Source organism: Nocardia sp. NPDC003693 (genome assembly GCF_053981095.1).
This window is the reverse complement of record NZ_JBSFNO010000015.1, coordinates 1-25,918: the sequence shown is the minus strand read 5'-3', so window position 1 is coordinate 25,918 and position 25,918 is coordinate 1. Positions and strand designations below refer to the sequence as shown.

Genomic DNA, 25,918 nt, shown 5'->3' with positions numbered 1-25,918 from the left:
GGCGCGGTGATCATTCCGAAGCGGCTGGGAGCAAGCAGAATTCGTTGGTCTCCGGATCGGCCAGGATGGTGACCGGCGCCGCGGCGGGCGGGACGAGCCGGGTGCTCGGACTGATCGGGAGCGCACCCGCGGCCCGCAGGCGGGCAGCCTCTTCGACGGGGTCATCGGAGGGGAAAGCGATGAGATCCAGATGAAGACGGCTGCGTTCACCCTGCGCCTCGGGCGTGCGCAGGAACTCCAGCCACGGGCCCTGGCCGGTAGCCGAACGGATTCCGGCGTAGCGATCACTGTCGTGGGTGACCGGCCACCCGGCCGCCGCCGACCAGAACTCGGCGAGCCGCAGCGGATTCTCGGTATCGACGACGATCGCCGCCACCGAACCGGTGTCCACGTAGTGCTCGCGCGGCTCGAGGACACAGAACTCGTTGCCTTCGGGATCGGCGAGCACCACCCACGGCACCGCGCCCTGGCCGATGTCGAGCCGGCGGGCGCCGAGCGAGAGCGCCCTATCCACCTGTACGCGTTGATGATCGAGCGATCGGCTGGCCAGATCCAGATGGATGCGATTCTTCGCCGACTTGGCCTGCTGGGCCGGTAGGAACGTCAGGGCCACGTCCAGGCCGTCCGGGTCGGGCGCGGCGACATCGACCGAATCCGGCCGCTCCACCGTGACCTCCCAACTGAGCAGTTCGGCCCAGAAGCGGGCCACGCTTCGGGGCTCCATCGCATCGAACACCACGCACGCCAGCCGGGTGGACATGCTTCAACGGTAGCCGCCGCCGGGAACTCCGTGTGGCGGGTTCCGCGTATCCGCGGCCGGGCAGCGGCCCCGCGCCGCGCCTCAGTCGAGTGGATTCGCCCCGGTCACAGGCGGTTCGAAGACGTGACGCGCCCGGCGCAAGTCGACGCGGTCATCGAGCATCGGGCAGCCCTCGGCCGCGAGCTCGCGCAACTGCCGATGCGCCAAATGCGGTGCGGGCGTGCCATTTGCGCGCAGAATGCGATGCCACGGCAGATCGGCGGAATCGGTGCGCATGATCCAGCCGACCGTGCGCGGGGTGGACAGTCCGGCCGCGGCCGCGATATCGCCGTAGGTGGCGACCCGGCCGGCCGGAACGGCCGCGACGAGGGCACGAACCCGTTCGATGTCGGCGTCGGAGGTGGGCATGTCCCGACTCTAGGCGGGCGGGGTTGCCAGGGCCGCCCGGACCAGCGCCGCGGTCTGCTCGGGGCGGGCCTGCGCCACCATGTGGTCGCAGTCGAACTCGAGCATCGTGAGCCGCTCGCCCAGGTGCTCGCGCAGCGCGGCGCCGAACTCCGGGGTCACGAAGGGCGGGTGCACCTTCGTCGCCCGCACCACCGTGGTCGGCACGTGCGCGGGCGGCAGCACGAAGTCCCGGGCCAGCTGGCCCCAGTACGAGATGATCGCGGGCATGGTCAACCGCCAGCCCACCCGGCCCGCGCCGGTGGGCACCAGATGCTCGGCCAGTTCCGCGTCGAGCACCCGCGGGTCCAGTTCGCCCCACGCGGTCTCCAGCTTGTCGAAGCGGGCCTGCTCGGCATCGGCGTAGTCGGGGTTCTCCAGCACGGACTCCGCGATCCGCAGCAGGAAATCCGGATCCAGGGCGATCGCCGGGTCCAGCAGCACCAGCGCGCGCACCAGCTCGGGATGCCGATGTGCCAGGTGCACGCCCACCGCCGCGCCGAACGAATGCCCGAGCACGACCACCGGTCCCACGGACTCGGCCGCCAGCAGCCGCGCCAGATCCGCGACGATCGTCTCGAAATCCCACGGCGGCGTACCGGGCGAGCGCCCGTGCCCGCGCAGGTCGGGCGCGAGGAACCGCACCTCGGGCAGCTGTTCGCGCGCGAGCGCCTCCCAGCGCCGTCCGTGGCCGGTCAAACCGTGCAGGGCGAGCACGAGAGGACCCGTCGCGGGGCCGAAACGATGCGTATGAAGATCGAGCACGCCGACCATTCTGCCCGTCGAACCACAGCCGTCGGCGCGGCCAACTCATGGCAAACGCAACCTGTCGGGGCGGTCTGTTGAAATAGCCTGCGTGATGCGATCGGATAGCTCGGTGCAATTGGTGCGCCGGGCCGAGGCAGTCTCCCATCCCCGGGAGTGGGACGCCGCTATCCGCCCGCTGTTCGAGACCGCCGGAATCGACCCCGGCTGGCGGCCCTGGCAGGTCCTGGGCGGACCCGGCACGGGCAAGACCTCGCTGCTGGTCGACATCGCCGCCGAACGCATTCTGAGCGGGACGAATCCCGAGTCGGTGCTGGTGCTCACCTACTCCAAGCGCGCGGCCACCGCGGTGCGCAACGCCATCACCGTGCGGGTGGCCGGCGCGGATCCGGCGCTGGGCGGGGTGCCCGGTGCCACCCGCGGCCCCCTGGTGCGCACCGTGCACTCCTACGCCTTCGCGCTGCTGCGCACGGTCGCCGCCCAGCACAACAATCCGCCGCCGCGCCTGCTCACCGGTTCCGAGCAGGACATGGTCATTCGCGAGATGCTGCGCGGTGAACTCGCCGACGGCGCCGAGCAGTGGCCGGAACGGCTGCATCCCGCGCTGCCCGCCGCCGGATTCGCTGAACAGTTGCGCGACCTCATGCTCCGCGCCACCGAACGCGGCCTCGGACCCGAGGATCTGATCGAACTCGGCCGGACCCACCGGCACGCGGAATGGGTCGCCGCGGGCCGGTTCTTCGAACGATTCGAGCAGATCATGATGCTGCGCTGGGCGGTGGGTATGGACGTGCCCGAGGCCAGCGCACCCGCGCTGGACGCCGCCGAACTCGTCGGCGCGGCGCTGGACGCCCTCGCCGCGGATCCGGAGTTGCTGAACGCCGAACGCGCCCGCCTGCACTGCCTGCTCGTCGACGACGCCCAGCACCTGGATCCCCTTGCCGCCCAGCTGGTTCGCGCCATCGGCTCGGGCGCGGCCGGCACCGTCGTCGCCGCCGACCCGGACCAGGCGGTGTTCACCTTCCGGGGCGCGGACCCGCGCTTCGCCCTCGATCCCGGCGCACCCGCCGAACGCCGAATCATCCTGCGCCGCAACCACCGTTCGGCCACCGAGATCCAGGACGTGACGGCCCGGATCGCCGCGCGCCTGCCCGGGGCCGCCGCCCACCGCGCCGTCCCCGATCACCCGGGCGGCGCCGGAGCCGGCGCCCGATTCATCGAGGACGTCCGGACCCGGGTCGACGGTGCGGACGGCATGCTCGACCTCGAGTTCCCGGAGTTCGCGCCCTCGGCCGCCGAGCCCGACATCGACCGGGCGGCAACGCCTTCGGGTGAGGTCAAGGTGCAGGTGCTCACCACGCCCGCCAAGGAGGCCGCGCTCATCGCCGACCACCTGCGCCGCGCGCACCTCACCCACGCGGTGCCGTGGTCGCGCATGGCCGTCGTCGTGCGTTCGGTACCGCTCTCGCTGGCCCCGCTGCGGCGCGCGCTGCTGGCCGCGGGGGTCCCGGTCCGTCAGCCGCCCGCCGAAGTGCCCCTGGCCCGCCGCCACGGCGCGGCCTGGGCCCTGCTCGCGCTGCGCGCCATCGCCGCCGGCGACCCGACCGGGCCGCGGAATCCGCACCCGATCGCCTTCACCGCGGACGACGCCCTGGACCTGCTCGCCGGACCCCTGGGCGGCGCGGATCAGATCAGCCTGCGCCGCCTTCGCCGCGGCATCCGCCGCACGGTGCTGGAACTCGGGTACCCCGAGCGCGTGCCCGGGGCGGTGGATGAGGAGTCGCCCGCTCGGAGCGATAGCGCTGTCCCGGACCATGATTCGGTAGAAGCAGCGGTCGATCCGGCCGCGGTGAACCCCGGAACGACCCGTGCCGCCGGGAAATTCGTGGCCGGGGCTGATGCGGCCGATGCGGCGGGTGCGGCGGCGGAGCAGGGCGGCCCGGCTGCCGCACCCGGCGCGCGGGTCAGCCCCGCGGCCGACTCGGACGAGATCGCGGATCGCTACGCGGACCTGGATCGTTCGTCCGCGGAGATCCTGCGAGATCTATTGGTGGGGAAGGGAAGCCAGGCCATCGCGGCCCGGCTCACCCCGGTCGAGGCCGCACCCCTCAACCGGGTGCTCAAAGCGCTCGGGCGGGCCCGTAGGGCGCGGCGGGACGGCGGCGGGCTCGAGGGGACGCTGTGGGGGCTGTGGAGCGGCTCGACGCTCGAACGCCGCTGGGTGGGGCAGTCCGAGCGCGGGGGAGCGGTCGGGATGCAGGCCGACCGCGACCTGGACGCCGTCGTCGGGCTCTTCGAGGCGGCCGCCGCGTACGTGGACCGGCTGCCGCGCGCGACCATCGAGGGTTTCGTGGAATACCTGGAGCAGCAGGAGATTCCGCAGGACAACGCCCCGCACACCGATCCCGGCGAAGCGGTGACCATCTGCAGCGCGCACGCGGCCGCGGGCCGGGAATGGGACACCGTCGCGGTCGCCGCGGTGCAGGAGGGCATCTGGCCCAACCTGCGACCGCGCGGCACCCTGCTCGGCGTCGAGGACATGGTGGATCTGCTTGCCGGCGTGGGCGATACCGGCGAGAAGGTGAGCCGCGCCGCCCCGATGCTCGCCGAGGAACGGCGTCTGCTGCTCGTCGCGTGCGGGCGGGCCCGGCGCTCGCTCCTGGTGACCGCCGTCGAATCGGTCACCGGCGATCAGGATCTGGTGCCCTCGCGCTTCCTGGCCGAACTCGACGCCGACGCCGACACCGGGCAGCCCGGCCGGATCCCGCCCGCCATCGATCCGGGGCGCGCCCTGGCCATGCACACCCTCATCGCCGAATTGCGCGGCGCGGCCTGCGATCCCGAGACCACCCGGGATCGCCGCGATCGCGCCGCTCACCAGCTCGCCCGGCTGGCGCAGGCCGGGGTGCGCGGCGCGCACCCCGACGACTGGTACGGCACCGCCGAGGTGTCCACCGACAATCCGCTCTGGGATCTGGTGGACGGGTCCATCGCGCTCTCGCCCTCCACCGTGGAACAGCTCAAGACCTGCCCGCTGCGCTGGGCGCTCGAGCGGCACGGTGGCGGCGACGGCGACAACCAGCACGCGCTCAAGGGCAATCTCGTGCACACCCTGGTGCAGGCGCTGGCCGGGCAGGTCACCGAGGCCCAGGTCAAGATCGCGCTCGCCAAGGCCTGGAAGAAGGTCGACCCCGCCGCCGCCCGCGACGGCGAGAACTGGCACTCGCGCGCGGAATACCGGCGCACCGAGACCATGGTCGACACCTTCCTGGCCTGGCTGCGCAACACCCGTGACGAACTCACCACCCTCGGCGTCGAGGTCCCGATCGACATCACCCTGCCCGCCCGCGGCCCCGGCGAACTCCCGGTCCGGGTCAGCGGCCGCATGGACCGGCTGGAACGAGACACGCAGGGCCGCTTCGTCATCGTCGACGTCAAGACCGGCAAGACCCCGATCTCCAAACAGGCCGCCGAGGAGCACGCCCAGCTGGCCACGTACCAGGTGGCCGCCGCGGGCGGCGCGCTCGGCGACGGTGAACCCGGCGGCGCGCGACTGGTGTACGTCGCCAAACCCAGCGCCCGCGACGGCTCGGCCACCGAACGCGAACAGCCCGCCCTCGACGCCGACGGCGTGGACGCCTGGCGCGGCGTCATCCACGACGCGGCCGCCTCCTCCAAGGGCCCCAGCTATCTGGCCATGCGCAACGACGGCTGCCGCCACTGCAAGGTGGCGGGCAGCTGCCCGGTTCAGGACACCGGGCGGCAGGTGACCGACGAGTGAGCATCACTCCTCGTCAACTAGCGGACGCCCTGGGCCTGCCCCCACCCACCGACGAACAGGCCGCGGTCATCGCCGCCGCACCCGGCCCGACGCTGGTGGTGGCGGGCGCGGGGGCCGGCAAGACCGAGACCATGGCCGCCCGCGTGGTGTGGATGGTCGCCAACGGGCTGGTCGAACCCGAACAGGTGCTGGGCCTGACCTTCACCCGAAAAGCCGCACAGCAGTTGACCACTCGCATTCGCACCCGCCTGGCCCGCCTGGCGGGTGCGCCCGTGCTGCGCGACATCGACCCCGGCGGGAGCCTGCGCGCCCTGCTCGGCGGGTCCGAACCCGAGATCAGCACCTACCACTCCTACGCGGGCCGTCTGCTCACCGAATACGGTCTGCTGCTGCCGGTGGAACCCACCGCCACCCTGCTCACCCAGACCCAGCTCTGGCAGCTGGCCTACCGCGTGGTCTCCACCTGGGACGGCGATCTCGACACCGACCGCAGCCCCGTGTCGGTCACCGAAGCCGTGCTCGCGCTCTCCGGCCAGCTCGCCGAACACCTGGTGGAACCGCACCAATTGGCCACCGCCCACAAGGAACTCGAACACCTCGTCCACACCCTGCCGCCCGGCCCCCGCCAGCGCGGCGGCCCCAGCAAGTCCCTGCTCGCCCTGCTGGACACCCAGCACGAACGCATCGCCCTGCTGCCCCTGGTGGCCCGCCTCGCCGACGAACTCCGCCGGCGCGGCGCCCTCGACTTCGGCGCGCAGATGTCCCTCGCCGCCCGCCTGGCCGCCCTGCACCCCGAGGTGTCCGCCGCCGAACGCACCCGCTTCCGCCTCGTCCTGCTCGACGAGTACCAGGACACCGGCCACTCCCAGCGGATCCTGCTCTCCTCGCTGTTCGGCGCACCGCACGCAACGTCCGACTCCGATGGCGTTGCGCAACAATCGAACACCCGATCGTCGGACACCGCCCCGATCGCCAACGTGCGGCCGGGCAGTCGGCCGGGACGGCGGCGCGCCGACCGCGACGACGAGTCTGTGGAGCCCGTCGATCCCGGTTCGGATCACGCTCAGCCGCTGGCGGTTACGGCGGTGGGCGACCCCATGCAGTCCATCTACGGCTGGCGCGGGGCGTCGGCGGCGAACCTGCCGCGCTTCGCGACCGACTTCCCGGTCGAGCCGGGGGTGCCCGCGCCGATCCTGCCGCTGCTGACCAGCTGGCGTAACCCGCCCGAGGCGCTGGATCTGGCGAACCTGGTGGCGGATCCGCTGCGGCGCAAGGCCGTCGAGGGCGGCGGCGTCACCGTGGACGCGCTGCGGCCGCGACCCGGCGCGGCGGCCGGGCTGGTCGCGGCCGCGCTGACCGAAACCGTTGCGCAGGAACGGGAATGGCTCGCCGCGCGGATCAAGGGGGAGTGGGTCGCGGCGGCCGACGCCGGGGATCCGCCGCCCACCTCGGCGGTGCTGGTGCGGCGCAACGCCGATGCCGCGCCGCTGGCGGAAGCGCTGCGGGCGCAGGGATTACCGGTCGAGATCGTCGGGCTCGGCGGGCTGCTGCACACCCCCGAGGTCGCCGATATCGTCGCGACGCTGCGGCTCATCGCCGATCCCGCCGCGGGCAGCGCCGCGGTGCGCATTCTCACCGGCGCCCGCTGGCGGATCGGCGTCGCCGACATCGCCGCGCTCTCGCGGCGTGCGCGCGAGCTGTCCATCCGGCGGCCGGGCGGCCCGTCCGCCGAGATCACCGACACCGCGACCCTGGACGAGGCCCTGCGCGAAGTCGCGCCCGAACCCGCCGAACGCGCCGGACTCGGCGACGCGATCGCCGATCCCGGTGACGAGCAACAGTATTCGCCGCAGGGGTTCGCGCGGATCACCGCGCTCGGCGCGGAGTTGGGGGCGCTGCGCGAACGCACCGGGCAGCCGCTGTCCGAGCTCGTCGCCGATGTGGAGCGCACCATCGGCGTCGGCGTGGAAACCCAGGCCCGCAAGGCCGTCGCCGCCGCGGGCCGCGAACACCTGGACGCCTTCGCCGACGTGGTCGCGGGCTACTCCGCCGACTTCCGCTCCTCGCTCACCGGCCTCCTGGACTTCCTCGCCGCCGCCGAAGAGGTCGAGAACGGTTTGGAGCCGGGCGAAGTCGAGGTCGCGCACGATCGCGTCCAGGTGCTCACCGTGCACGCCGCCAAGGGCCTGGAATGGGAGGTGGTCGCCGTCCCGCACATCGTGGAGGGCACCTTCCCCTCGGGCACCGGCACCACCACCTGGATGGGCGCGCTGGCCGAACTCCCCACCGCGCTGCGCGGCGACCGGCAGTCCCGGGACGCGGGCGACGGCGTCCCCGTCCTCGAACTCACCGACATCTACGACCGCTCGGACCTCGAACGCGCCCTCGACGCACACAAGAAGGCCCTGGCCCGCCGCCGGCTGGACGAGGACCGCCGTCTGTTCTACGTCGCGCTCACCCGCACCGAACGCGCGCTGTTCGTCTCGGCGCACCACTGGGGCGAAACCGGCTCGAAACCCAAGGGCCCCTCGGACTTCCTGCTCGAACTCGTACGCGGCGCCGACGACGCCGAGGGCGCTCCCACAGGTCCCGTGCTGATCGACCGCTGGGACGACCCGCCGCTGCCCGACACCGCGAACCCGTTCACCGACAACCCGCAGAGCGCCTCCTGGCCCCGCGACCCGCTCGGCCCGCGCCGGGAATCGGTGGAACACGGTGCGGCCATGGTGAAGTCGGCCCTCACCGCCCTGCACCAGCGGGCGCGCCCCGAGCAGATCGCCTTCGACTTCGGCGCGACCGACGCCGACGACGACCTCGAATCCGACGGCGCGGCAGCAGATTCCGAATCCGACGACACCGACCCCGAAGGCTGGGGCGCCGACGTCGACGCCCTCATCGCCGAACATCACGCCGCCGAACAATCGATCCGCGAAGTGGAACTGCCCGGCCAGCTCGCCGCCACCGCCCTGGTCGATCTGCGCGGTGACCCCGCCGCGCTCGCCGCCCGCCTGCGCCGTCCGCTGCCGTATCCGCCCAGCCCGTACACCCGGCGCGGCACCGCCTTCCACGCCTGGCTGCAGCGCTGGTTCGGCGCGGGCCGCCTGCTCGCCTTCGACGAACTCCCCGGCGCGGCCGACACCGGCGACACCGACGCCGGACTGCTGCGCCTGCAGGAGGCGTTCCTGGCCTCGGCCTGGGCCGACCGCAACGCCGTCGAAGTGGAGATCTCGTTCGAGACCTCGTTGGCGGGCACAGTGATTCGCGGCCGCATGGACGCGGTCTTCCGCAATCCCGACGGCACCTGGGTGGTCGTGGACTGGAAGACCGGCGGCGAGCCCACCGCGGCCGAGGAACGGGCGGTGGCCATTCAGCTCGCGGTCTACCGGCTGGCCTGGGCGCGCCTGGAAGCCGCCCGCACCGGCGCCTCGGAAGCCGACATGCTCGCCCGCACCAGCGCCGCCTTCCACTACGTCCGCACCGGCCGCACCATCGCCCCCGACGAGCTGCCCGGCCCCGCCGAACTCGCGGCCCTGATCACCGACGCCGCACCCGAACGGCTCGACGCAGCGGCCGCGCTGGCCGCCGAACGCGCGGAACTCGCCGCCGTGCGCGCCGCGGCCGCCGACCGCCGCGCCCGGGCCGACCTACCGCCCGAACCCAAACTTCCCGACGACGACGAGCCGCGCGAATGGGACGACACCCCGCCGCCGCCCGTCGACCAGGACCCGTTCCCCTTCGACTTCGAGCCCCCGCCCGACCCGGAGTCGCTGCCCCCCGATCCCACTCGGTCCTAGTGCCGCAAGCGGTTTCGGGCTACCCGATCGCCGCCGCGCGTGTCCCGCGCCGTGGTTTCGGCCTCACCCGGTCGCGACCGCGCCCGCCCCCGGCTTTCGACACCAGCGCCAAGCGGGCGGTCGTCTCGCCCGCCCGCGCCGATCCGGTAGTCGCGACGCGCGCCGCTCGACACCACGGAGTCGATGCGCGCCGGGTACGCTCCGGTCCTGTGCCGCAGGAAGACATCCCCCGAAATGGCCGGTGATTCGCGTGTTCGGTGAGAACTCACGTGGTCTGGGCCGGCTCACCGATCGCCCCGACTTCGCGCTGGTGGGCATCCTGCGCATCCCCGCCACCGAATCCAGCCCGTGGCGGTCGCTGACCAAACGACTGCTCATGGCGGTGCTGCTGCTGACCGCGGCGACCATGGTCGTCTACATCGGGCGCGACGGCTACAACGACAACGCGCGCGAAGAGATGTCGCTGCTCGACTGCGCCTACTACGCGACGGTGTCGCTCTCCACCACCGGCTACGGCGACATCACACCGGCCACCCCCACCGCGCGGCTGGTCAATATTCTCGTCATCACCCCGCTGCGGATCCTCTTCCTCATCGTCCTGGTCGGCACCACCCTCTCGGTGCTGACCGAACGGTCCCGGCAGGCGTTCAAGATTCAGCGATGGAGGCACACCGTGCGTAACCACACCGTCGTCGTCGGCTACGGCACCAAGGGCCGCACCGCGGTCGACGCCATGCTCGCCGACGGCACCCAGCCCGGCGACATCGTGGTGGTCGACACCGACCCGACGGTCCTCGAGGCCGCGGCCAACGCCGGACTGGTGACCGTGCACGGGTCGGCCACCAAATCCGACGTGCTGCGCCTGGCCGGCGTCGCGCACGCCTCGTCCATCGTGGTCGCCGCCAACCGCGACGACACCGCCGTGCTCGTCACCCTCACCGCCCGCGAGATCAACCCCAAGGCCCGCATCTCCGCCGCGGTCCGCGAGGCCGAGAACACCCACCTGCTGCGCCAGTCCGGCGCCGACTCGGTGGTCGTGTCCTCCGAGACCGCAGGCCGCCTGCTCGGCATCGCCACCACCACCCCCAGCGTGGTGGAGATGATCGAGGATCTGCTCACCCCCGAGGCCGGTTTCGCCATCTCCGAACGCGAGGCCGAACCCGAGGAGATCGGCGGCTCCCCACGGCATCTGCGTGACATCGTGCTCGGCGTCGTCCGCAACGGCGTGCTGATCCGCGTCGGCGATCCGGAGGTCGACGCCCTCGAGTCCGCCGACAAACTCCTCTACCTCCGCCGAGTGCAGTCCTGACGACCGTCGATTCCTCCCACTGACCTCAACCTTGTGGTTCGCGGCCCGTCTCGTTCTGGACTGAGTGGAGCGGGGGAGCGAAGCGGAGGAGCGGAGGGAGGGAAGAACGAGACTTCGGGGGCCGCGAACAGCCGGAGCGAAGCGGAGGCAAAATGGGCACTGTGTCAGGTTTTCAGCTGAATGCTGTTCCGGTTCTGTCCCGTACGACCTTGGATCGCGCGGAGCACTTGCGCGGCGACGAGCAGGCCCTGAAAGAGGGCTGGGCGCAGGCGAAGTTATTGCGGATGAACCGGCGGGGGCAGGTGATCGTCGACGGACAGAGCGTCGTGCTCGAGGCCGCGATCACGCTCTCCGCCGAACCCGCCGCCGACGCGGTCTTCCTCGGCGTCGACGGCGACATCCACCTGTGGGCGGTGCGCGACAACGACATCGAGGGCACCCTCTCGGACCTGCGGGCCGTCGGCGCCACCCTGGATCTCGACGATTTCGGCACCGGCCTGCTCTCCACCGCCATCGCCCTGCTGAACTGGCACGACAAGGCGCGCTTCAGCGCCGCCGACGGCACCCCGACCGCCGTCACCAACGGCGGCTGGTCCCGCACCAGCGAATCCGGTCACGAGGAATTCCCGCGCATCGACCCGGCCGTCATCTGCCTCATCCACGACGGCGGCGACCGCGTCCTGCTCGGCCGCCAGCACACCTGGCCCGAGGGCCTGTTCTCGCTGCTCGCGGGATTCGTCGAGACCGGCGAGTCGCTCGAACGCTGCGTCGAACGCGAACTGCGCGAAGAGGTCGGCGTCGACGTCACCGACATCCGCTATCTGGGCAGCCAGCCCTGGCCCTTCCCGCGCTCGCTCATGCTCGGCTTCTCCGCGGTGGCCGACCCCGAACAGGAACTGACCTTCCACGACGGCGAGATCGCCGAGGCGCACTGGTTCACCCGCGCCGAGGTCCGCGCGGCCCTGGCCGCCGGCGCCTGGGGCGCGGCGAAGACCGAATCCCGCCTGCTGCTGCCCGGCTCGATCTCCATCGCCCGCACCATCATCGAATCCTGGGCGGCCCAGGACTGATTCGGGCACGACGAAAGCCGCACACTCGCGAAGGTGGGTGTGCGGCTTCGGTGTTCCCCGGGTCAGGAGATCGAGGCGAGCGCCTGCTTCACCTGAACCAGGGTGGGATTGGTGGCGGTGGACCCGTCGCGGTACTTGATGGTGGGCACCACGTGGTTGCCGTTGTTGACGCTGCCGACGAACTCGGCGGCCTCCGGGTTCTCTTCGATGTCGATCACCGTGTAGGTGATGCCCGACTCGTCGAGCTGCTTCTTGAGCCGGCGGCAGTAGCCACACCAGGTCGTCGAGTACATGGTCAGGTCGGTTGCAGTCACGCGATGTGCAACGTGGTCCCGGCCGATCGTGTTCCCCCGGGCCGCGCGGCCCGGCCGAATGCGGATCGCAGGCCCGGCGCGCGCGGCTAGGCCGCGGCCCCGCGCGGACCCCGGCGCGGCCGATCGGGGCCGCGGCCGTCACGGCGCAGCCTCCCGTCGGTGTACGCCTGCCACAGCAGCGCCCACACGATGATCAGCACCAAGCCGTAGACCAGCACCACCGGCCCGATGTGCGGGGCTAGCCACCCCAGCGCCACCGCGGCCGCGATACACGGCAGCGGATGCGCGAACAGGCTCTGCCAGCGCGCCCCGCTGCGCAGCCCGCTCATCCCCACGAGCCCGAAGTAGGCCGCCACGCCGCCGCCGAGCACCCAGCCGGTGCCCGCGGTCAGGTGCTCGTTCGCGTGCGAGATCGTCAGGCCCAGGCCCGCCGCGATGGTGGCCAGCGCACCGGTGACCCAGCAGTGCGTGGCCATGATGTGCTGCCACGGCAGCGGCCCCCGGCCGTCGTCCACCCCGCTCATGAGCCGGGGGACCGGGCCGAACATCAGCGTCAGCGCCCACAGCCCGGACAGGATGAGGAACGCGCCCAGCCCGAGCGCCAGGATCTCGGCGGTCCACAGTTCCTGGCCGACCGCGTCGATCACCGTGATGACGCCCTCGCCGAGCACGATGATCACGTACAGGCCGAGGCGCTCCCCGAGATGCTCGGGATTCGCGTGCACCGCACGGAGTTTCGGGACGCTGACGCCCTCGAACCGCCGCGAGTTCCGCAGGCGCCGGTCCAGCCGATCCTGCATCTCGGCCAGCAGCCGCTCACCGCTGATCGCGAACATGAGCCACAGGTCGATCGCCAGTCCCGCCGCCCACAGGTAGTACTTCCAGGGCGCGTCCACCCACAGCGAGACGATCCACGGCAGCACACCGAAGGACAGCTGCGCCGTCGGCCAGTCCACCACCACCAGCCCCCGCCCCCAGGCCTGCGCGGTCGCGACGCGCAACACCACGTACACCGCCGCGAAGGTCGTCGCGTGCCGCTCGGGCACCCCCGCGACCGCCGCCGCCATCACCCCGAGCCCGAGCATGGCCGCCAGCATCAGCGCCGGGTGCGTCCGGTCGTTCGCGATGTCGCTGTACAGCGTGATACATGCCCAGGCCGTCCAAAATGCCAGGTAGAGCACCAGATACAGCGCGAAGTACCCGAACGAGGGCCCATGTCGCAGCAGATGCGTGAGCTGCACCAGCCCCGCCACGGCCACCAGGTCGAAGAACAACTCCAACCAGTTGGTCCGCCGCCCCGCCACGCCCCCGCTCTCGGACTCATCGGCCATCCCCGAACGCTAATCCCCGCCACCGCGGCGATGGGTGAGGCACGGCCTCCGGTGCGGTGTGCGAACGGTCAGGGGAAAGCCCCTCGGCCCGGCGAATCCCGGCGGGCCCGGTGTGTGACCGGCCGGGGGAAGGCGCCTCGGCCCGGCGAATCCCGGCGCGCCGGGGCAAGGCGGGCACGGTGTCGCGGGCACCGCGGGCACGCTGTCGGCGGGCACTGTCATGATGGTGCGCGTGACTGCCGCCTCCGCACAGCAGGCCAAACTCCGGCTCGACGACCTCGACGCCGAGCAGGCGGCAGCCGTACGCGCACCGCGCGGCCCGGTCTGCGTGCTGGCCGGCGCGGGAACGGGCAAGACGCGCACCATCACCCATCGCATCGCGCACCTGGTCTCGGCCGGGCACGTGCGCGCCGACCAGGTGCTCGCGGTGACCTTCACCGCGCGCGCGGCCGGCGAGCTGCGCGGGCGGCTGCGCGCACTCGGCCTCGGCGGCGAAGCCGGGCAGGTCCAGGCCCGCACCTTCCACGCGGCGGCGCTGCGCCAGCTCAAATACTTCTGGCCGCAGGTCGTCGGGGACGTGCCGTGGCGGCTCATCGACCGCAAGTTCCCGCTGGTGGCCCAGGCCGCAGGCCGTTCGGGACTGGCCACCGACACCGACACCCTGCGCGACCTGACCGGTGAGATCGAATGGGCCAAGGGCTCACTCATCGCCCCCGAGGACTACGCGGGCGCGGTCGCCCGCCTGCAACGCGACGCGCCCTACGAGGCGGCCAAGGTGGCGGCGGTCTACGCGGCGTACGAATCGCTCAAGACCACCTCCGAGGGCCTGCTGCTGGACTTCGACGATCTGCTGCTGCACACCGCCGCCGCGCTCGAGGACTACGCCGCGGTGGCCGAGGAATTCCGCGGCCGCTACCGCAGTTTCGTGGTCGACGAATACCAGGACGTCACCCCGCTGCAGCAGCGCGTCCTCGACGCCTGGCTGGGCGACCGCGACGACCTGACGGTGGTCGGCGACGCCAACCAGACCATCTACTCCTTCACCGGCGCGAGTCCGTCCTACCTGCTGGACTTCTCGCGTCGCTTCCCCGAGGCGACCGTCGTCCGCCTCGAACGCGACTACCGCTCCACCCCGCAGGTGGTCTCGCTCGCCAACCGCGTGATCGGCGCGGCGCGCGGCCGGATCGCGGGCACCCGCCTGCAACTCATCGGCCAGCGCCCCGACGGTCCCGAACCATCCTTCGCCGAATTCGACGACGAGCCCGCCGAGGCGGCCGCCGTCGCCAAGGCCATCACCGACCTGCTCGGCCGGGGCGTGCCCGCCGCCGAGATCGCGGTGCTGTTCCGCATCAACGCCCAGTCCGAGGCGTACGAGCAGGCCCTGACCGAAGCGGGCATCGCGTACCAGGTGCGCGGCGGCGAAGGGTTCTTCGCCCGGCCCGACGTCCGCCAGGCCGTGCAGGCCCTGCGCCAGGCCGGGGCCCGCGACGACCTGCCCGACGCCCGCGGCCCCGAACTGGTGACCCTGGTCCGGGCGGTCCTGGCCCGGATCGGCCTGACCACCGAGGAGCCCGTCGGCGCGCAGGCCCGCGAACGCTGGTCCGCGCTGGTGGCCCTGGTCGCGCTCACCGAGGAATTGACGGCCCACGATCCCGACCTCGAGCTGACCGGTCTGCTGCGCGAGCTCGCCGCCCGGGCCGAGGCCAGGCACCCACCGACCGTGCAGGGTGTCACCCTGGCCTCGCTGCACGCGGCCAAGGGCCTCGAGTGGGACGCGGTGTTCCTGGTCGGCCTGGCCGACGGCACCATGCCCATCCAGCACGTGCTCGGCCACGACGCCGCGGTGTCGGACGAGGCGGGTCTCGAGGAGGAACGCCGGCTGCTCTACGTCGGCGTCACCCGCGCGCGCGAACACCTGCAATTGTCCTGGGCGCTGGCGCGTTCGGAGGGCGGGCGCAAGGTGCGCCGCCGCTCCCGCTTCCTCATCGGCCTGGTCCCCGACGATTCCCCGGCCTCGCGCATCGCCCAGCCCGCCGCCGATCGCCGCGGCCCCAAACGCGTGCACCCGACCTGTCGCGTCTGCGGCAGACCGCTGCTCAACACCCAGGCCACCATGCTGGGTCGCTGCACGCGCTGCCCGGCCGACGTGGACACCGAACTCCTCGCGGCCCTGCACGAATGGCGAAAGGACAAGGCCGACGCCCTGTCCCTGCCGCATTTCGTGGTGTTCAGCGACACCACCCTGACCGCCATCGCCGAACAGCGCCCGACCGACGATCGGGGGCTGGTCGCCATCCCCGGTATCGGCGCGAAGAAGCTGCAAACCTACGGCGCCGACGTGCTCGCGATCGTGCGCGAGCGAATGCGGGACTGAACCCGCGATACCCCCGATGCGCGTCGGGCCCGGTCCCGGCGCCGTCCGAGCCCGAATTCGCCCGCGCCCGCCGGTGTTGATCTCCGTCACGCGGGGCCGTGCCGCCCGCTCCAACCGCGTTGCGGCTCTTCGCTTCTGATTTGCTGTCCGCAAGACCATAAAACCGCAGGTCAAAAATAGGTTGTGTGCTCGCGTATATGTACCTAGGGTAGTTCCCATGCAACCGGGAGGGCTCCCGGGTGTGCATGGGTAACTGATCGGCATTCGAGTGCAGGAGGGAGGCAGAGCAATGAACAACTACGTGAACACCTTGTCCGTCCGGATTACCGGCGATCTGGTGGCGACGTCTGCTGTCTGCGTTGCGTCCGCCTCCCGGGGAGTCCTCGGCATGGAGCAGGGGATTCGTGTGTCCGGCGGCGGCGATCTTGGTCTCAAGGGTTTTGCAACCAAAGCCCAAGCGATGCAGACGATCGTTGATCAGGACAAGCCCGAGGCGGGCTGGCATTCGGCAGTCGCGTATGCGGCCACCGGTGTCTTCGCGGATGAAGCCGGCGCCAACCCGGCCAGTCTGCGGGCCGCCCGCCTCCGTAACACCCACCGAGCGAACGTGATCAGGAGTCGACACCGAAGTCGACTCAGGTAGGGGACAACCCCCACACCCCTGGCCACGGATCGCACACCGCGAAACCGTGGCCATATTTATATCGGCCTCAGCCACCGGCACCGGTTTCGCGGAACGACCACCGCAAATGTCTTCCACAAGACGACCACTGCACGAGCTGAAGGAGCACGACGTGTCCAACACGGTTACCCGTGACCGCGTGACATGCCGCAACACCGTGGCTTCCACTCCCCGAATCCGTCGGGGCGTCACCACCACTCTGCCCTGCCGGGACGGTCTCAACCCCGATCTCTGGTTCGCCGAGTCCCCTGCCCAGCTGGAAGAGGCCAAGACGCTCTGCGCCGAGTGCCCCATCCGTCAGGGCTGCCTGACCGCCGCGATCGATCGCGCTGAGCCCTGGGGTGTCTGGGGCGGCGAGATCTTCGATCAGGGTGTCGTCATCGCCCGCAAGCGGCCTCGCGGCCGTCCGCGCAAGGTCGCGGTGGCATGATCGGCCCAAGCGCCGGGGGAGTTGAACGCATACGACCCGCTTACGCTTTCGTAAGCGGGTCGTTTTGCGTCTGAAGGGTTTTCAGCTCGCGGTGCGGTATTCCTTGTAGCCGGGGACCCAGTCCTGCATCAGCTTCATGAAGGGGAGTTCGGCGTCGAGCTGGGCGCAGATCCCGATCGAGCCGCCCAGGACGCGGAAGATCATCACGTGTTCGGCCGGGAGCTGCAGGGCGCGAGCGGTTTTGAGCATCTCCTGGTTGGAGATGTCGGTGGCCTTGCCGGCCACGCGCTGCATCCACTTACGGGTGAAGTGGAAGGTCTCGGTCTTGATCGGATCGGTGAACGGGCGCAGGTAGTCCTGAATCTCCTGATGCGTCACCGTTTTTCCGGGGATCACCCAGCCGTTGGTCGTCATCAGGGTGACCAGTTCGTCGAAGCGCTCCTCCACCGCGAGCGCCACCATCTGGCCCAGCTCGGGCGGAAAGCCGTTGGGCAGCGGGGCGCAGGCGCCGTAGTCGATGACCGCGAGCCGGCCGTCTTCGAGCACCATGAAGTTGCCCGGGTGCGGATCCGCGTGCAGCAGACCGGCGATGGCCGGGGACGAGAAATGGAACTCGCCCATCTGGGCCGCGACGCGATTGCGCAGTTCCAGCGTGCCGGCCGGATCCTCCATACCCCGGGCGATGATCTTGGAGACCGGGGTGGCGTTCTCCAGCCACTCGGTGACGATGACCTTGGGCGCACTGGCGACGACCTTGGGCACCAGGAAGCGCGGATGGCCGTCGAAGGCCTTGGCGAACTGCCGCTGATGCCCGCCCTCGATGCGGTAGTCGAGTTCTTCCTCGGTGCGCTCGCTGATCTCGGCCAGCACCGGCTTCACGTCCGCGCCCGGAATGAGCGCGCCCAGCATGCCGGCCATGCGATTGAGGGTCTTCAGATCCGAGCGCAGCGCTTCGTCCGCGCCCGGGTACTGCACCTTCACCGCGACGGTGCGGCCGTCGGACCATACGGCCTTGTGCACCTGGCCGATGCTGGCCGAGGCGGTGGGCGCGTCGTCGAAGTGCTTGAAGCGCTGCCGCCAGCCGGTGCCCAGCTGCTGGTCGAGCTGACGATGCACGGCGGCGGTCGGCATAGGGGGTGCGGCGGCCTGCAATTTGGTCAGGGCCTCGCGGTAGTGCTCGCCGAACTCCTCGGGCACCGCGGCCTCGAAGACCGACAGGGCCTGCCCGAATTTCATGGCGCCGCCCTTGAGCTCACCCAGTACCGCGAACAATTGTTCGGCGGCCTTCTGATTCAGCTCGGCGTTGATCTCGGATTTGTCGCCCCCGGCGAGTTTGCGGCCGAATCCCACGGCGGCCCGGCCCGCGATGCCCAGCGGAATCTTGGCCAACTTGGCATTGCGGGAGGAGCGCTTGCTCACAATCTCTGACACGACACCATCATGCCGATGTCCCAGACGGCTCGCCATGGGAATTGACCGTTCTCGCGGGTCGGAGCGGTAAGTGGGATCCATCACATCCGAGCCTTCCGGCTATGGCCGCACGCGGCCGGTTCGGGGTCGGGGACTGCGATTTCGGCTGGGAGCGAGGCTGGAACGCGCGGCAACCGCACCGCGGATGCGCGGGCCACCGCCGCCGCGCGATGCGATAGATCTCCGGGTCCAGCTCCAGCGTCGTGTCCAGGGTCACCGGTGGGCGATCGGCCGCGCCGTGCACGATCGCCGCGATCTCCGCCAGGGCCAGCGCCGCGGTGGCCGCGATCACCGCCGGCGCGGCGTACCCGGCCCGGCCCAGCAGCTGGGCGCACAGGTGCGGCCACTGCGGCTCGCGATCACAGCGGTGCAGGTCGGCGCAGCGCAGACAACTGGAGGTACCCGGCAGCACCAGCGGCCCGATGACCCCGCGCCCGTCGCGGATGCGCACCTGCAGATGCGGAATGCGGCGGCGCACGAGCTGCTGGGTCAGCGCGGGATCGGGCACGAGCGCGTCGGCCAGCACCACGAGGCCGGGCGGCTCGGGCGGGCCGCCACGCTGGCCGACCTGGTGCGCGTCGCGTAGACCACCACCGAGCGCATCGTGGGATCTGCTGGGCCGCAACCCTATTCGCTGCACCCCTGCCAATAGCGCGTCCGAGAGCGGCCCGCGACCGTGCACGCGTATCGACCGCAGCCGCGCGGGTTGCGGCGCGTCGTGCAGCAGCCCGGCCGCGCTCAGCTCGTCCAGCAGCGCGTCGGTGAGTTCCTCGGCCAGGCCGAAAGCCGCCGCCTCGGAACGGATCTGCGCGCGAGTGTGCATGCCGTCCAGCAGTCTTAGCAGCTCCCAGAGCTGGCGGGGCGGGCCCGGGGCGCGCAGCACGAGCGCGTGCTCGGGATCCCAGCCCAACTGCACCGCCCCGTCGGTACGCCGCAGCACGGTGATGCGCGGATCCAATGCGGGCCCCGAGGTCCGAGCGAGTGCGGTCATGGCTCCGAGTCTGCGCGCCCCGCGAAACGCGAAAACCCGGGGAAACGCTTGATCACCAGCGCTTTCCCGGGTTGTCCACAACTTCACGATCGAGCTTGCCGCGTTATCCACAGGCCGTGCTGCTCGCGAGCGACCGGTGTTCCGCGTCGTCGACGGATCGGCGGCGCGCCCGCGCTACCGACCCGCCCGTCCGCCGTCAGGCAGCGCCCGGCGAATTACCTTCCGGCTCATCGCCGTCGATCTTGCCACCGTCGGCCTTGCCGCCATCCGCCGTCCCGGCCTCCGGCTTGTCACCGCGCCCCTCGCGCTCGGCCTTCTCCCGCGCCTCGGTCGCCGCCAGCTGAGCCAGCGGATCGTCGAAAGCCGTTGTGCCGCCGCCCAGGATGGTGTCGATGAACCCTGCCGGGGAATCCAGATCGCTGGAATCGGGCAGCAGGTCCGGATGCGCCCACACCCCGTCGCGCTTGTCCACGCCCGCGTCGGTGGTCAGCCGCCGCCACAGCGCGGCCGCCTCGCGCACCTTGCGCGGGCGCAGTTCCAGGCCGACCAGGGTCGCGAAGGTCTGCTCGGCGGGCCCGCCGGTGGCGCGGCGCCGGCGCAGGGTCTCCGCGAGCGCGCCCGCACCGGGCAGCCGGTCACCGACCGCGTCGGTCACCACGGTCTCGACCCAGCCCTCGATGAGGGCGAGCAGGGTTTCCAGCCGTTCGAGCGCGGCCTTCTGTTCCGGGGTCGTCTGCGGCTCGAAGGTGCCCTGCGCGAGCAGTTCCTCCAGCTTCGACGGATCCTGCGCCAGGGTCATCGGATCGAGCCCGGCCGCGGCCTGCTCGATGGCCGAGAAGTCCATCTTGATGCCGCGCGCGTAATCCTCCACCGCGCCCAGCACCTGCTGGCGCAGCCACGGCACGTGGGCGAACAGGCGCTGATGCGCGGCTTCGCGCGCGGCCAGGAAGACCAGGATCTCGCTCTCGGGCTGCTCGAGCCCGGCGCTGAATTCGGCGATGGCGGTGGGCAGCAGCGCGGAGGTGCCGTCCGGGCCGAGCGGCAGACCGATATCGGTGGAGGTCAGCACCTCCTTGGCGAGCTGACCCAGGGCCGAGCCGAGCTGCGAGCCGAAGGCCAGTCCGCCCATCTGCGAGAGCATGCCCATCATCGGGCCGGCGAACTCGCGGGCCTCGGCGGGCAGCGTCGCGGTCCACATGCCCGAAACCTGTTCGGCCACCGGATCACACAGCCGCTTCCAGGTCGGCAGCGTCTCCTCGATCCAGTCGTTGGGGGTCCAGGCCACCGACCGGGTGGCGCCGGCCGGGAGCGTGGTGGCCGCGTCGAGCCAGAGCTCGGCCAGGTGCGTGGCATCGGTGACCGCGCTCTGCGCGCCCGCGGAGATCGGGGCGACGGTGGCCCCGAGCTGCTGGCGGGCCAGGCGCTTGGCGAGGTCGTAGTTGACGGGCCCGGAGTTCGCGCCGGGCTGGCTCATGCTGGTGAACATCTGACCCAGCTGACTGAGCATCTGGCCGAGCTGCGAGGGGTCGAACCCGCCGCCGGGCTTGGAGGGGTCGAACGCGCCCCCGAATTGCGAGGGGTCGAAGCCACCCGGTCCGAAGCCGAACGGATTGTTCGCACCGGAACCACCGGACCCGTCGCCCGGCTTGCGCTCCGGATCGTCGTCACGGTTCGAGAATCCGAACGAAGAATCACTCATAGTCACTACGGTACTGGAGCCCCGGATGGCGCGAACCGCCGAGCGGAGCGCGGCAATCGGGTGCATGACAAGTACCCTTGGCCGCGTGAACCGTCGGATATTCACCCTGCTCGCCGCCTTGATACCCATTCTGGTGCTGGGAATCGCAGGCAGCGTCGTCACCGTTCCGTTCGTGGCGCTCGGACCTGGGCCGACGTTCAACACTTTGGGTGAGGTGAACGGAAAACAGGTGGTCGAGGTGCGGGATGTGCCGGTCGATCCGACCACCGGCAATCTGAACATGACGACCGTCTCAGTTCGCGATCAGCTGAATATTTTCGAGGCTTTCGGCCTCTGGCTCGACGGTGAACACGGTCTGGTTCCGCGCGCGGAGGTGTATCCGCCCGGAGTGACGCGCGAGAAGATCGACGAATCCAATCAGCAGGAGTTCAAGGATTCGGAAGACAATGCCGAATTGGCGGCGCTGCATTACTTGAAGATGCCGACCGTGGTGCGCCTGCGCGCGGTGACCGAGGACGGCCCGGCCAAGGACGTGCTGCACAAGGGCGACGAACTGGTGAGCGTGGACGGCAAGCCCATCGCCACCGCCAAGGACGTGGTGGCGGCGGTGTCCGCGGCCAAGCCCGGCACCGCGATTCCGGTGGTGTTCCGCCGCGACGGCGTGCAGCAGAGCGCGGAGATCACCCTGGGCGCGCGCCCCGACGACGCGAGCAAGGGCTACCTGGGCATCACGCCCGGTGAATTCTCGTCCGGGCCGATTCAGGTCGACTTCAACCTGGCCGAGATAGGCGGTCCGTCGGCGGGCCTGATGTTCACCCTGGCGCTGATCGACAAGCTCACCCCGGGCGAGCTGTCCGGCGGCAAGTTCGTCGCGGGCACCGGCACGATCGACCCCGAGGGCAAGGTCGGCCCGATCGGCGGCATCCAGTACAAGATGATGGCCGCGCGCGAGGCCGGGGCGGAAACCTTCCTCGTCCCCGCCGCCAACTGCAACGAGGCCGCACAGCGCACGCCCGACGGCCTGCGCCTGGTGAAGATCGAAAACCTGTCCGGCGCAGTGCAATCCCTGGACGACATCAACGCGGGCCGGGAAACGGCCGGCTGCAGCTGATCCGGCACGCCACAGCTGATCCGGCCCGCAACGCGACGCGCCCGCTGTCCCCGGACGGCGGGCGCGGCTGTTCGCCCGGTGGTCCTACTCCTCGGGTTCGTTCTCGAGCGTCTGCTTGAGCGCCTCGATGAGATTGGGCGCGAGGTTCGGCGCGGTGCGCAGATCCAGATCCCCGAACGGGTCTTCCTCGTCCTCGGCGGGCCGCACCTGCAGCAGTGACAGCGAGGTGCCGTCGCGCAGGACACCGGCGTACAGCCGGGCGTCGCGGCGCTCGGGATGCGCGACCGCGGCGCGCCGGCCCGCGTCGTCGGCGGCGTCGGGGTCCGCGAGCAGCGGGGCGATCGCCTCGTCGAGGGTCTGCTCGGCGGCCGGGGGCAGCACCACGATCTGCTGCACCAGCACACAGCCCTCGACCGCCATCGGCCAGCTCGTGGTGCCCAGGAACTCGTCGAGCGCCCGCGGGTGATCACCGGAGATGTCCTCCGGGAACGGATCCTGCGCGATCGGGGTCAGCGCGCCCTCGGCATCGAGCTGATCGAGCAGCGCCGGCTCGGCCGCCACCAGATCGGCGGTGGGCACCAGCGCGAACATCTGCGGCGGCCGATCCCACCCTTCACCGTCGGCGTATTCGGCGATCTCACGAATACACCGGTACAGGGCGGACGCGGCCCACTGCTCAGGGTTCACCCGGCAATCCTCCCAAGCGCGCGACCCCGTCCCGACACCGGGGTTTCGCCGCCGTCCGGGCGTCGAGAGTCGATCTTTCCGGCTTCGCGCGGACAGTCCTGTGAGGTGTCGGGCCCTGCGGCGGGCGATTTACGTAGAGTGGGGCGCGAAAGGTCCCCTGGGACCGACTCGCATCATCGGACTGCGCTGCCCCGGTCGGTATTTCCGGCGCGGGCTCGCCGGACCCTGGGAGAGTGGCATCGTGGGCATGCGCCCCCCGACAGGCTTACCTTCGCTGTCACGCCGCAGCCGTGTGCTGTTGGTGACGGCTCTGGCGCTGGCGGCACTACTACTGGTCGGGCCTCGACTCACCGACGCCTATACGAACTGGCTCTGGTTCGGGGAGGTGGGTTTCCGGGGCGTATACCACCGGGTCCTGCTCACCCGGGTCCTGCTGTTCCTGGCGGTGACGGTGATCGTGGCCGCGATCATCTGGCTCGCCCTGCTGCTGGCATATCGTTCCCGCCCGGTCTTCGTGCCGGTGGCCGGACCGGGCGATCCCATCGCCCGCTATCGCACGACCGTCATGAGCAGGCTCCGGCTGTTCGGCATCGGCATCCCGCTGCTGATCGGCCTGCTGTCCGGGCTGGTGGCGCAGGGGAACTGGGCCACGGTGCAGTTGTTCCTGCACGGTGGTTCGTTCGGGGTGCGGGATCCGCAGTTCAATCTGGACGTCGGCTTCTACGCCTTCGATCTGCCGTTCTATCGCATGGTCCTGAACTGGCTGTTCGTCGCCGTGGTGATCGCGTTCTTCGCGAACCTGGTGACGCACTACGTCTTCGGCGGGCTGCGCCTGGCCGGGCGCGAGGGCACGCTGAGCACCGCGGCCCGGGTGCAGCTGGCGGTCCTGGCCGGGATGTTCGTGCTGCTCAAGGCGGTTGCGTACTGGTTCGATCGGTACGCGCTGCTGTCGAGTCAGCGCAAGGAGCCCACCTTCACCGGTGGTTCGTACACCGACATCAACGCCGTGCTGCCCGCCAAGCTGATCCTGCTCTCGATCGCGGTCATCTGCGCGCTGGCGTTCTTCGCCGGAATCGTGCTGCGCGATCTGCGAGTTCCGGCCATGGCGGCGGCGCTGCTGGTGCTGTCCTCGGTGCTGGTCGGCGCGGTGTGGCCGCTGCTGGTGGAGCAGTTCTCGGTGCGCCCGAACGCGGCCACCAAGGAGAGCACGTACATCGAGCGCAACATCGAGGCCACCAGGCAGGCGTACGGGCTCACCGACGACAAGGTCGAGTACGTGCCGTACGGCGGTGTGGGACAGTCGACCACCCCCGGCGGGAAGGTCGCGGTCGCGGACACCGAGACCATCAAGAACATCCGCCTGCTCGATCCGAATCTCATGACCCAGACGTTCGTGCAGCGCAACCAGCAGCTGCAGAACTTCTACGGTTTCCCGGATCCGCTGGACATCGACCGGTACACGATCAACGGCGAGGTGCGCGACTTCATCGTCACCGCGCGTGAACTGGTGCCGCAGAACCTGTCCGGCAACCAGACGGACTGGATCAACAAGCACACCGTCTTCACGCACGGCAACGGCTTCGTGGCGGCCCCGGCCAACCAGGTCAACGCCGCTCCGCCCAAGGAGGACAAGCAGGCTCAGCAGGCCGCCGGGGCGAGCGAGTCCGGCGGTGGCTACGGCTACCCGGTGTTCAAGGTCGGCGATCTGGACACCGTCAGCGACACCTTCATTCCGAAGGAGAAGCAGGCCATCCCGGTCGACGAGCCGCGCATCTACTACGGCGAGCTGATCGCCAAGTCCGATGCCGACTACGCCATCGTCGGCGCGAACGGTCAGGCGCCGCGCGAGTACGACACGCCCACCGAGCAGAACACCTACACCGGCAAGGGTGGCGTGGCGATCGGCAACTGGTTCAACCGGTTCGCGTTCGCGGCCAAGTACGCCGAGCGGAACATCCTGTTCTCCGGCGCCATCGGACCCGATTCGAAGATCATCTTCAATCGCAGCCCGAAGGAGCGGGTCGAGCAGGTCGCGCCGTGGCTCACCACGGACGGCGACATCTACCCGGCGGTGGTCGAGGGTCGCATCCAGTGGATCGTGGACGCCTACACCACGCTCGACAACTTCCCGTACTCCCAGCGCACCTCGCTCGACGGCGTGGTGGAGGACAGCATCGACCAGACCACCGGCCGGCTGCTGCCGCGCAAGGAGGTGTCCTACATCCGGAACTCGGTGAAGGCCACGGTCGACGCGTACGACGGCACCGTCACGCTGTACGAGACGGACAAGAACGATCCGGTGCTCAAGGCCTGGATGGGCGTGTTCCCCAACGCCGTTCAGCCCGAGAGCGCGATCTCCGACGAGCTGCGGTCGCACTTCCGCTACCCGGAGGACCTGTTCAAGGTCCAGCGCGAGATGCTCTCGAAGTACCACGTGAACGATCCGCGAGAGTTCTTCACCAACAACGCCTTCTGGTCGGTCCCCAACGACCCGACCGCGGAGGGCGCGGGTGCGGGCGCGCATCAGCCGCCGTACTACGTGCTGCTGGGCAACACCAAGACCGGTAAGCCGCAGTTCACGCTGACCGGTGCCATGGTGGGCTACAAGCGGCAGTTCCTGTCGGCCTACATTCAGGCCAACTCGGATCCGGAGAACTACGGCAAGCTCACGATCCTGCGATTGCCCAACGACTCGCAGACGCCGGGCCCGGGTCAGACGCAGACCTCGATGACGACCGACGGCGAAGTGTCACAGGCCAGGAACCTGCTCACCACGGGCAACACCAACAAGATCAGGTTCGGCAATCTGCTGACCCTGCCCGTGGGAGACGGCGGCATCCTCTACGTCGAACCCGAGCCGCCGCGGCCCGGGCAGGCGCTGCTGCAGACGCTGTACCTGTCGCTGG

General features: G+C 70.7%; 18 protein-coding genes. 9 read left to right on the top strand and 9 right to left on the bottom strand.

Going from position 1 to position 25,918, the window contains the following annotated elements:
* Window positions 1–10: 10 nt before the first annotated feature.
* From ACWDOP_RS18255 to ACWDOP_RS18245, 3 genes are all read right to left on the bottom strand, one after another.
* The gene (locus tag ACWDOP_RS18255; RefSeq protein WP_454203530.1) at window positions 11–760 is read right to left on the bottom strand and encodes a VOC family protein; all 750 of its coding nucleotides are present in this window, start codon (window positions 758–760) and stop codon (window positions 11–13) included.
* Between the two features lie 81 nt (window positions 761–841).
* Entirely contained in the window at window positions 842–1,168 is a 327-nt protein-coding gene (locus tag ACWDOP_RS18250) for an MGMT family protein (protein ID WP_456346039.1), read from the bottom strand.
* Between the two features lie 9 nt (window positions 1,169–1,177).
* Window positions 1,178–1,978, bottom strand: a complete 801-nt coding sequence (locus tag ACWDOP_RS18245) for an alpha/beta fold hydrolase (RefSeq protein WP_456346038.1) — start codon at window positions 1,976–1,978, stop codon at window positions 1,178–1,180.
* A gap of 85 nt (window positions 1,979–2,063) precedes the next feature.
* On the opposite strand from ACWDOP_RS18245, the gene ACWDOP_RS18240 reads away from it, so the two are divergent.
* The 4 genes from ACWDOP_RS18240 to nudC all read left to right on the top strand — a co-directional run bounded on the left by ACWDOP_RS18240 (window position 2,064) and on the right by nudC (window position 11,923).
* Window positions 2,064–5,750 carry an ATP-dependent helicase gene (locus ACWDOP_RS18240; RefSeq protein ID WP_456346037.1) on the top strand — a complete coding sequence of 1,229 codons (3,687 nt, stop codon included), beginning with the start codon at window positions 2,064–2,066 and terminating at the stop codon, window positions 5,748–5,750.
* Window positions 5,747–9,544, top strand: a complete 3,798-nt coding sequence (locus ACWDOP_RS18235) for an ATP-dependent helicase (protein ID WP_456346036.1) — start codon at window positions 5,747–5,749, stop codon at window positions 9,542–9,544. Before ACWDOP_RS18240 ends, ACWDOP_RS18235 begins: the two co-directional genes overlap by 4 nt.
* Window positions 9,545–9,794: 250 nt before the next feature.
* Entirely contained in the window at window positions 9,795–10,853 is a 1,059-nt protein-coding gene (locus tag ACWDOP_RS18230) for a potassium channel family protein (protein WP_456346035.1), read from the top strand.
* Window positions 10,854–11,014: 161 nt separating this feature from the next.
* On the top strand, window positions 11,015–11,923 hold the full coding sequence (nudC, locus tag ACWDOP_RS18225) for an NAD(+) diphosphatase (RefSeq protein ID WP_456346034.1): 909 nt from the start codon (window positions 11,015–11,017) through the stop codon (window positions 11,921–11,923).
* A gap of 62 nt (window positions 11,924–11,985) precedes the next feature.
* Here nudC and ACWDOP_RS18220 read toward each other — a convergent pair whose 3' ends face one another.
* Window positions 11,986–12,237 (bottom strand): mycoredoxin, encoded by a 252-nt coding sequence (locus ACWDOP_RS18220; RefSeq protein WP_454203523.1) that lies wholly within the window; start codon window positions 12,235–12,237, stop codon window positions 11,986–11,988.
* An 86-nt stretch (window positions 12,238–12,323) separates the two neighbouring features.
* On the bottom strand, window positions 12,324–13,568 hold the full coding sequence (locus ACWDOP_RS18215; RefSeq protein WP_456346033.1) for a low temperature requirement protein A: 1,245 nt from the start codon (window positions 13,566–13,568) through the stop codon (window positions 12,324–12,326).
* 220 nt (window positions 13,569–13,788) lie between these two features.
* Between ACWDOP_RS18215 and ACWDOP_RS18210 the strand changes: the two genes are divergently transcribed.
* From ACWDOP_RS18210 to ACWDOP_RS18200, 3 genes are all read left to right on the top strand, one after another.
* Window positions 13,789–15,942, top strand: a complete 2,154-nt coding sequence (locus ACWDOP_RS18210; protein ID WP_456346032.1) for an ATP-dependent DNA helicase UvrD2 — start codon at window positions 13,789–13,791, stop codon at window positions 15,940–15,942.
* A gap of 289 nt (window positions 15,943–16,231) precedes the next feature.
* Entirely contained in the window at window positions 16,232–16,585 is a 354-nt protein-coding gene (locus ACWDOP_RS18205; protein ID WP_456346031.1) for a hypothetical protein, read from the top strand.
* A 106-nt stretch (window positions 16,586–16,691) separates the two neighbouring features.
* Window positions 16,692–17,054: a WhiB family transcriptional regulator gene (locus ACWDOP_RS18200; RefSeq protein ID WP_379001999.1), complete on the top strand. Its 363-nt coding sequence runs from the start codon at window positions 16,692–16,694 to the stop codon at window positions 17,052–17,054.
* An 81-nt stretch (window positions 17,055–17,135) separates the two neighbouring features.
* Here ACWDOP_RS18200 and ACWDOP_RS18195 read toward each other — a convergent pair whose 3' ends face one another.
* The 3 genes from ACWDOP_RS18195 to ACWDOP_RS18185 form a co-directional block, all read right to left on the bottom strand.
* The gene (locus ACWDOP_RS18195) at window positions 17,136–18,521 is read right to left on the bottom strand and encodes an ABC1 kinase family protein (RefSeq protein WP_456346030.1); all 1,386 of its coding nucleotides are present in this window, start codon (window positions 18,519–18,521) and stop codon (window positions 17,136–17,138) included.
* Entirely contained in the window at window positions 18,493–19,515 is a 1,023-nt protein-coding gene (locus ACWDOP_RS18190; protein ID WP_456346029.1) for a hypothetical protein, read from the bottom strand. The genes ACWDOP_RS18195 and ACWDOP_RS18190 overlap by 29 nt, the downstream gene beginning before the upstream one ends.
* A 196-nt stretch (window positions 19,516–19,711) precedes the next feature.
* A complete protein-coding gene (locus ACWDOP_RS18185; RefSeq protein ID WP_456346028.1) occupies window positions 19,712–21,214 on the bottom strand; it encodes a zinc-dependent metalloprotease in 1,503 nt (500 codons plus the stop codon).
* An 85-nt stretch (window positions 21,215–21,299) separates the two neighbouring features.
* Between ACWDOP_RS18185 and ACWDOP_RS18180 the strand changes: the two genes are divergently transcribed.
* Window positions 21,300–22,325: a YlbL family protein gene (locus ACWDOP_RS18180; RefSeq protein ID WP_454203516.1), complete on the top strand. Its 1,026-nt coding sequence runs from the start codon at window positions 21,300–21,302 to the stop codon at window positions 22,323–22,325.
* Window positions 22,326–22,409: 84 nt separating this feature from the next.
* On the opposite strand, the gene ACWDOP_RS18175 is transcribed toward ACWDOP_RS18180, so the two are convergent.
* Entirely contained in the window at window positions 22,410–23,012 is a 603-nt protein-coding gene (locus ACWDOP_RS18175; RefSeq protein ID WP_456346027.1) for a PPA1309 family protein, read from the bottom strand.
* 241 nt (window positions 23,013–23,253) lie between these two features.
* Between ACWDOP_RS18175 and ACWDOP_RS18170 the strand changes: the two genes are divergently transcribed.
* A partial coding sequence (locus ACWDOP_RS18170) for a UPF0182 family protein (protein ID WP_456346026.1) occupies window positions 23,254–25,918 on the top strand: 2,665 nt, incomplete at its 3' end.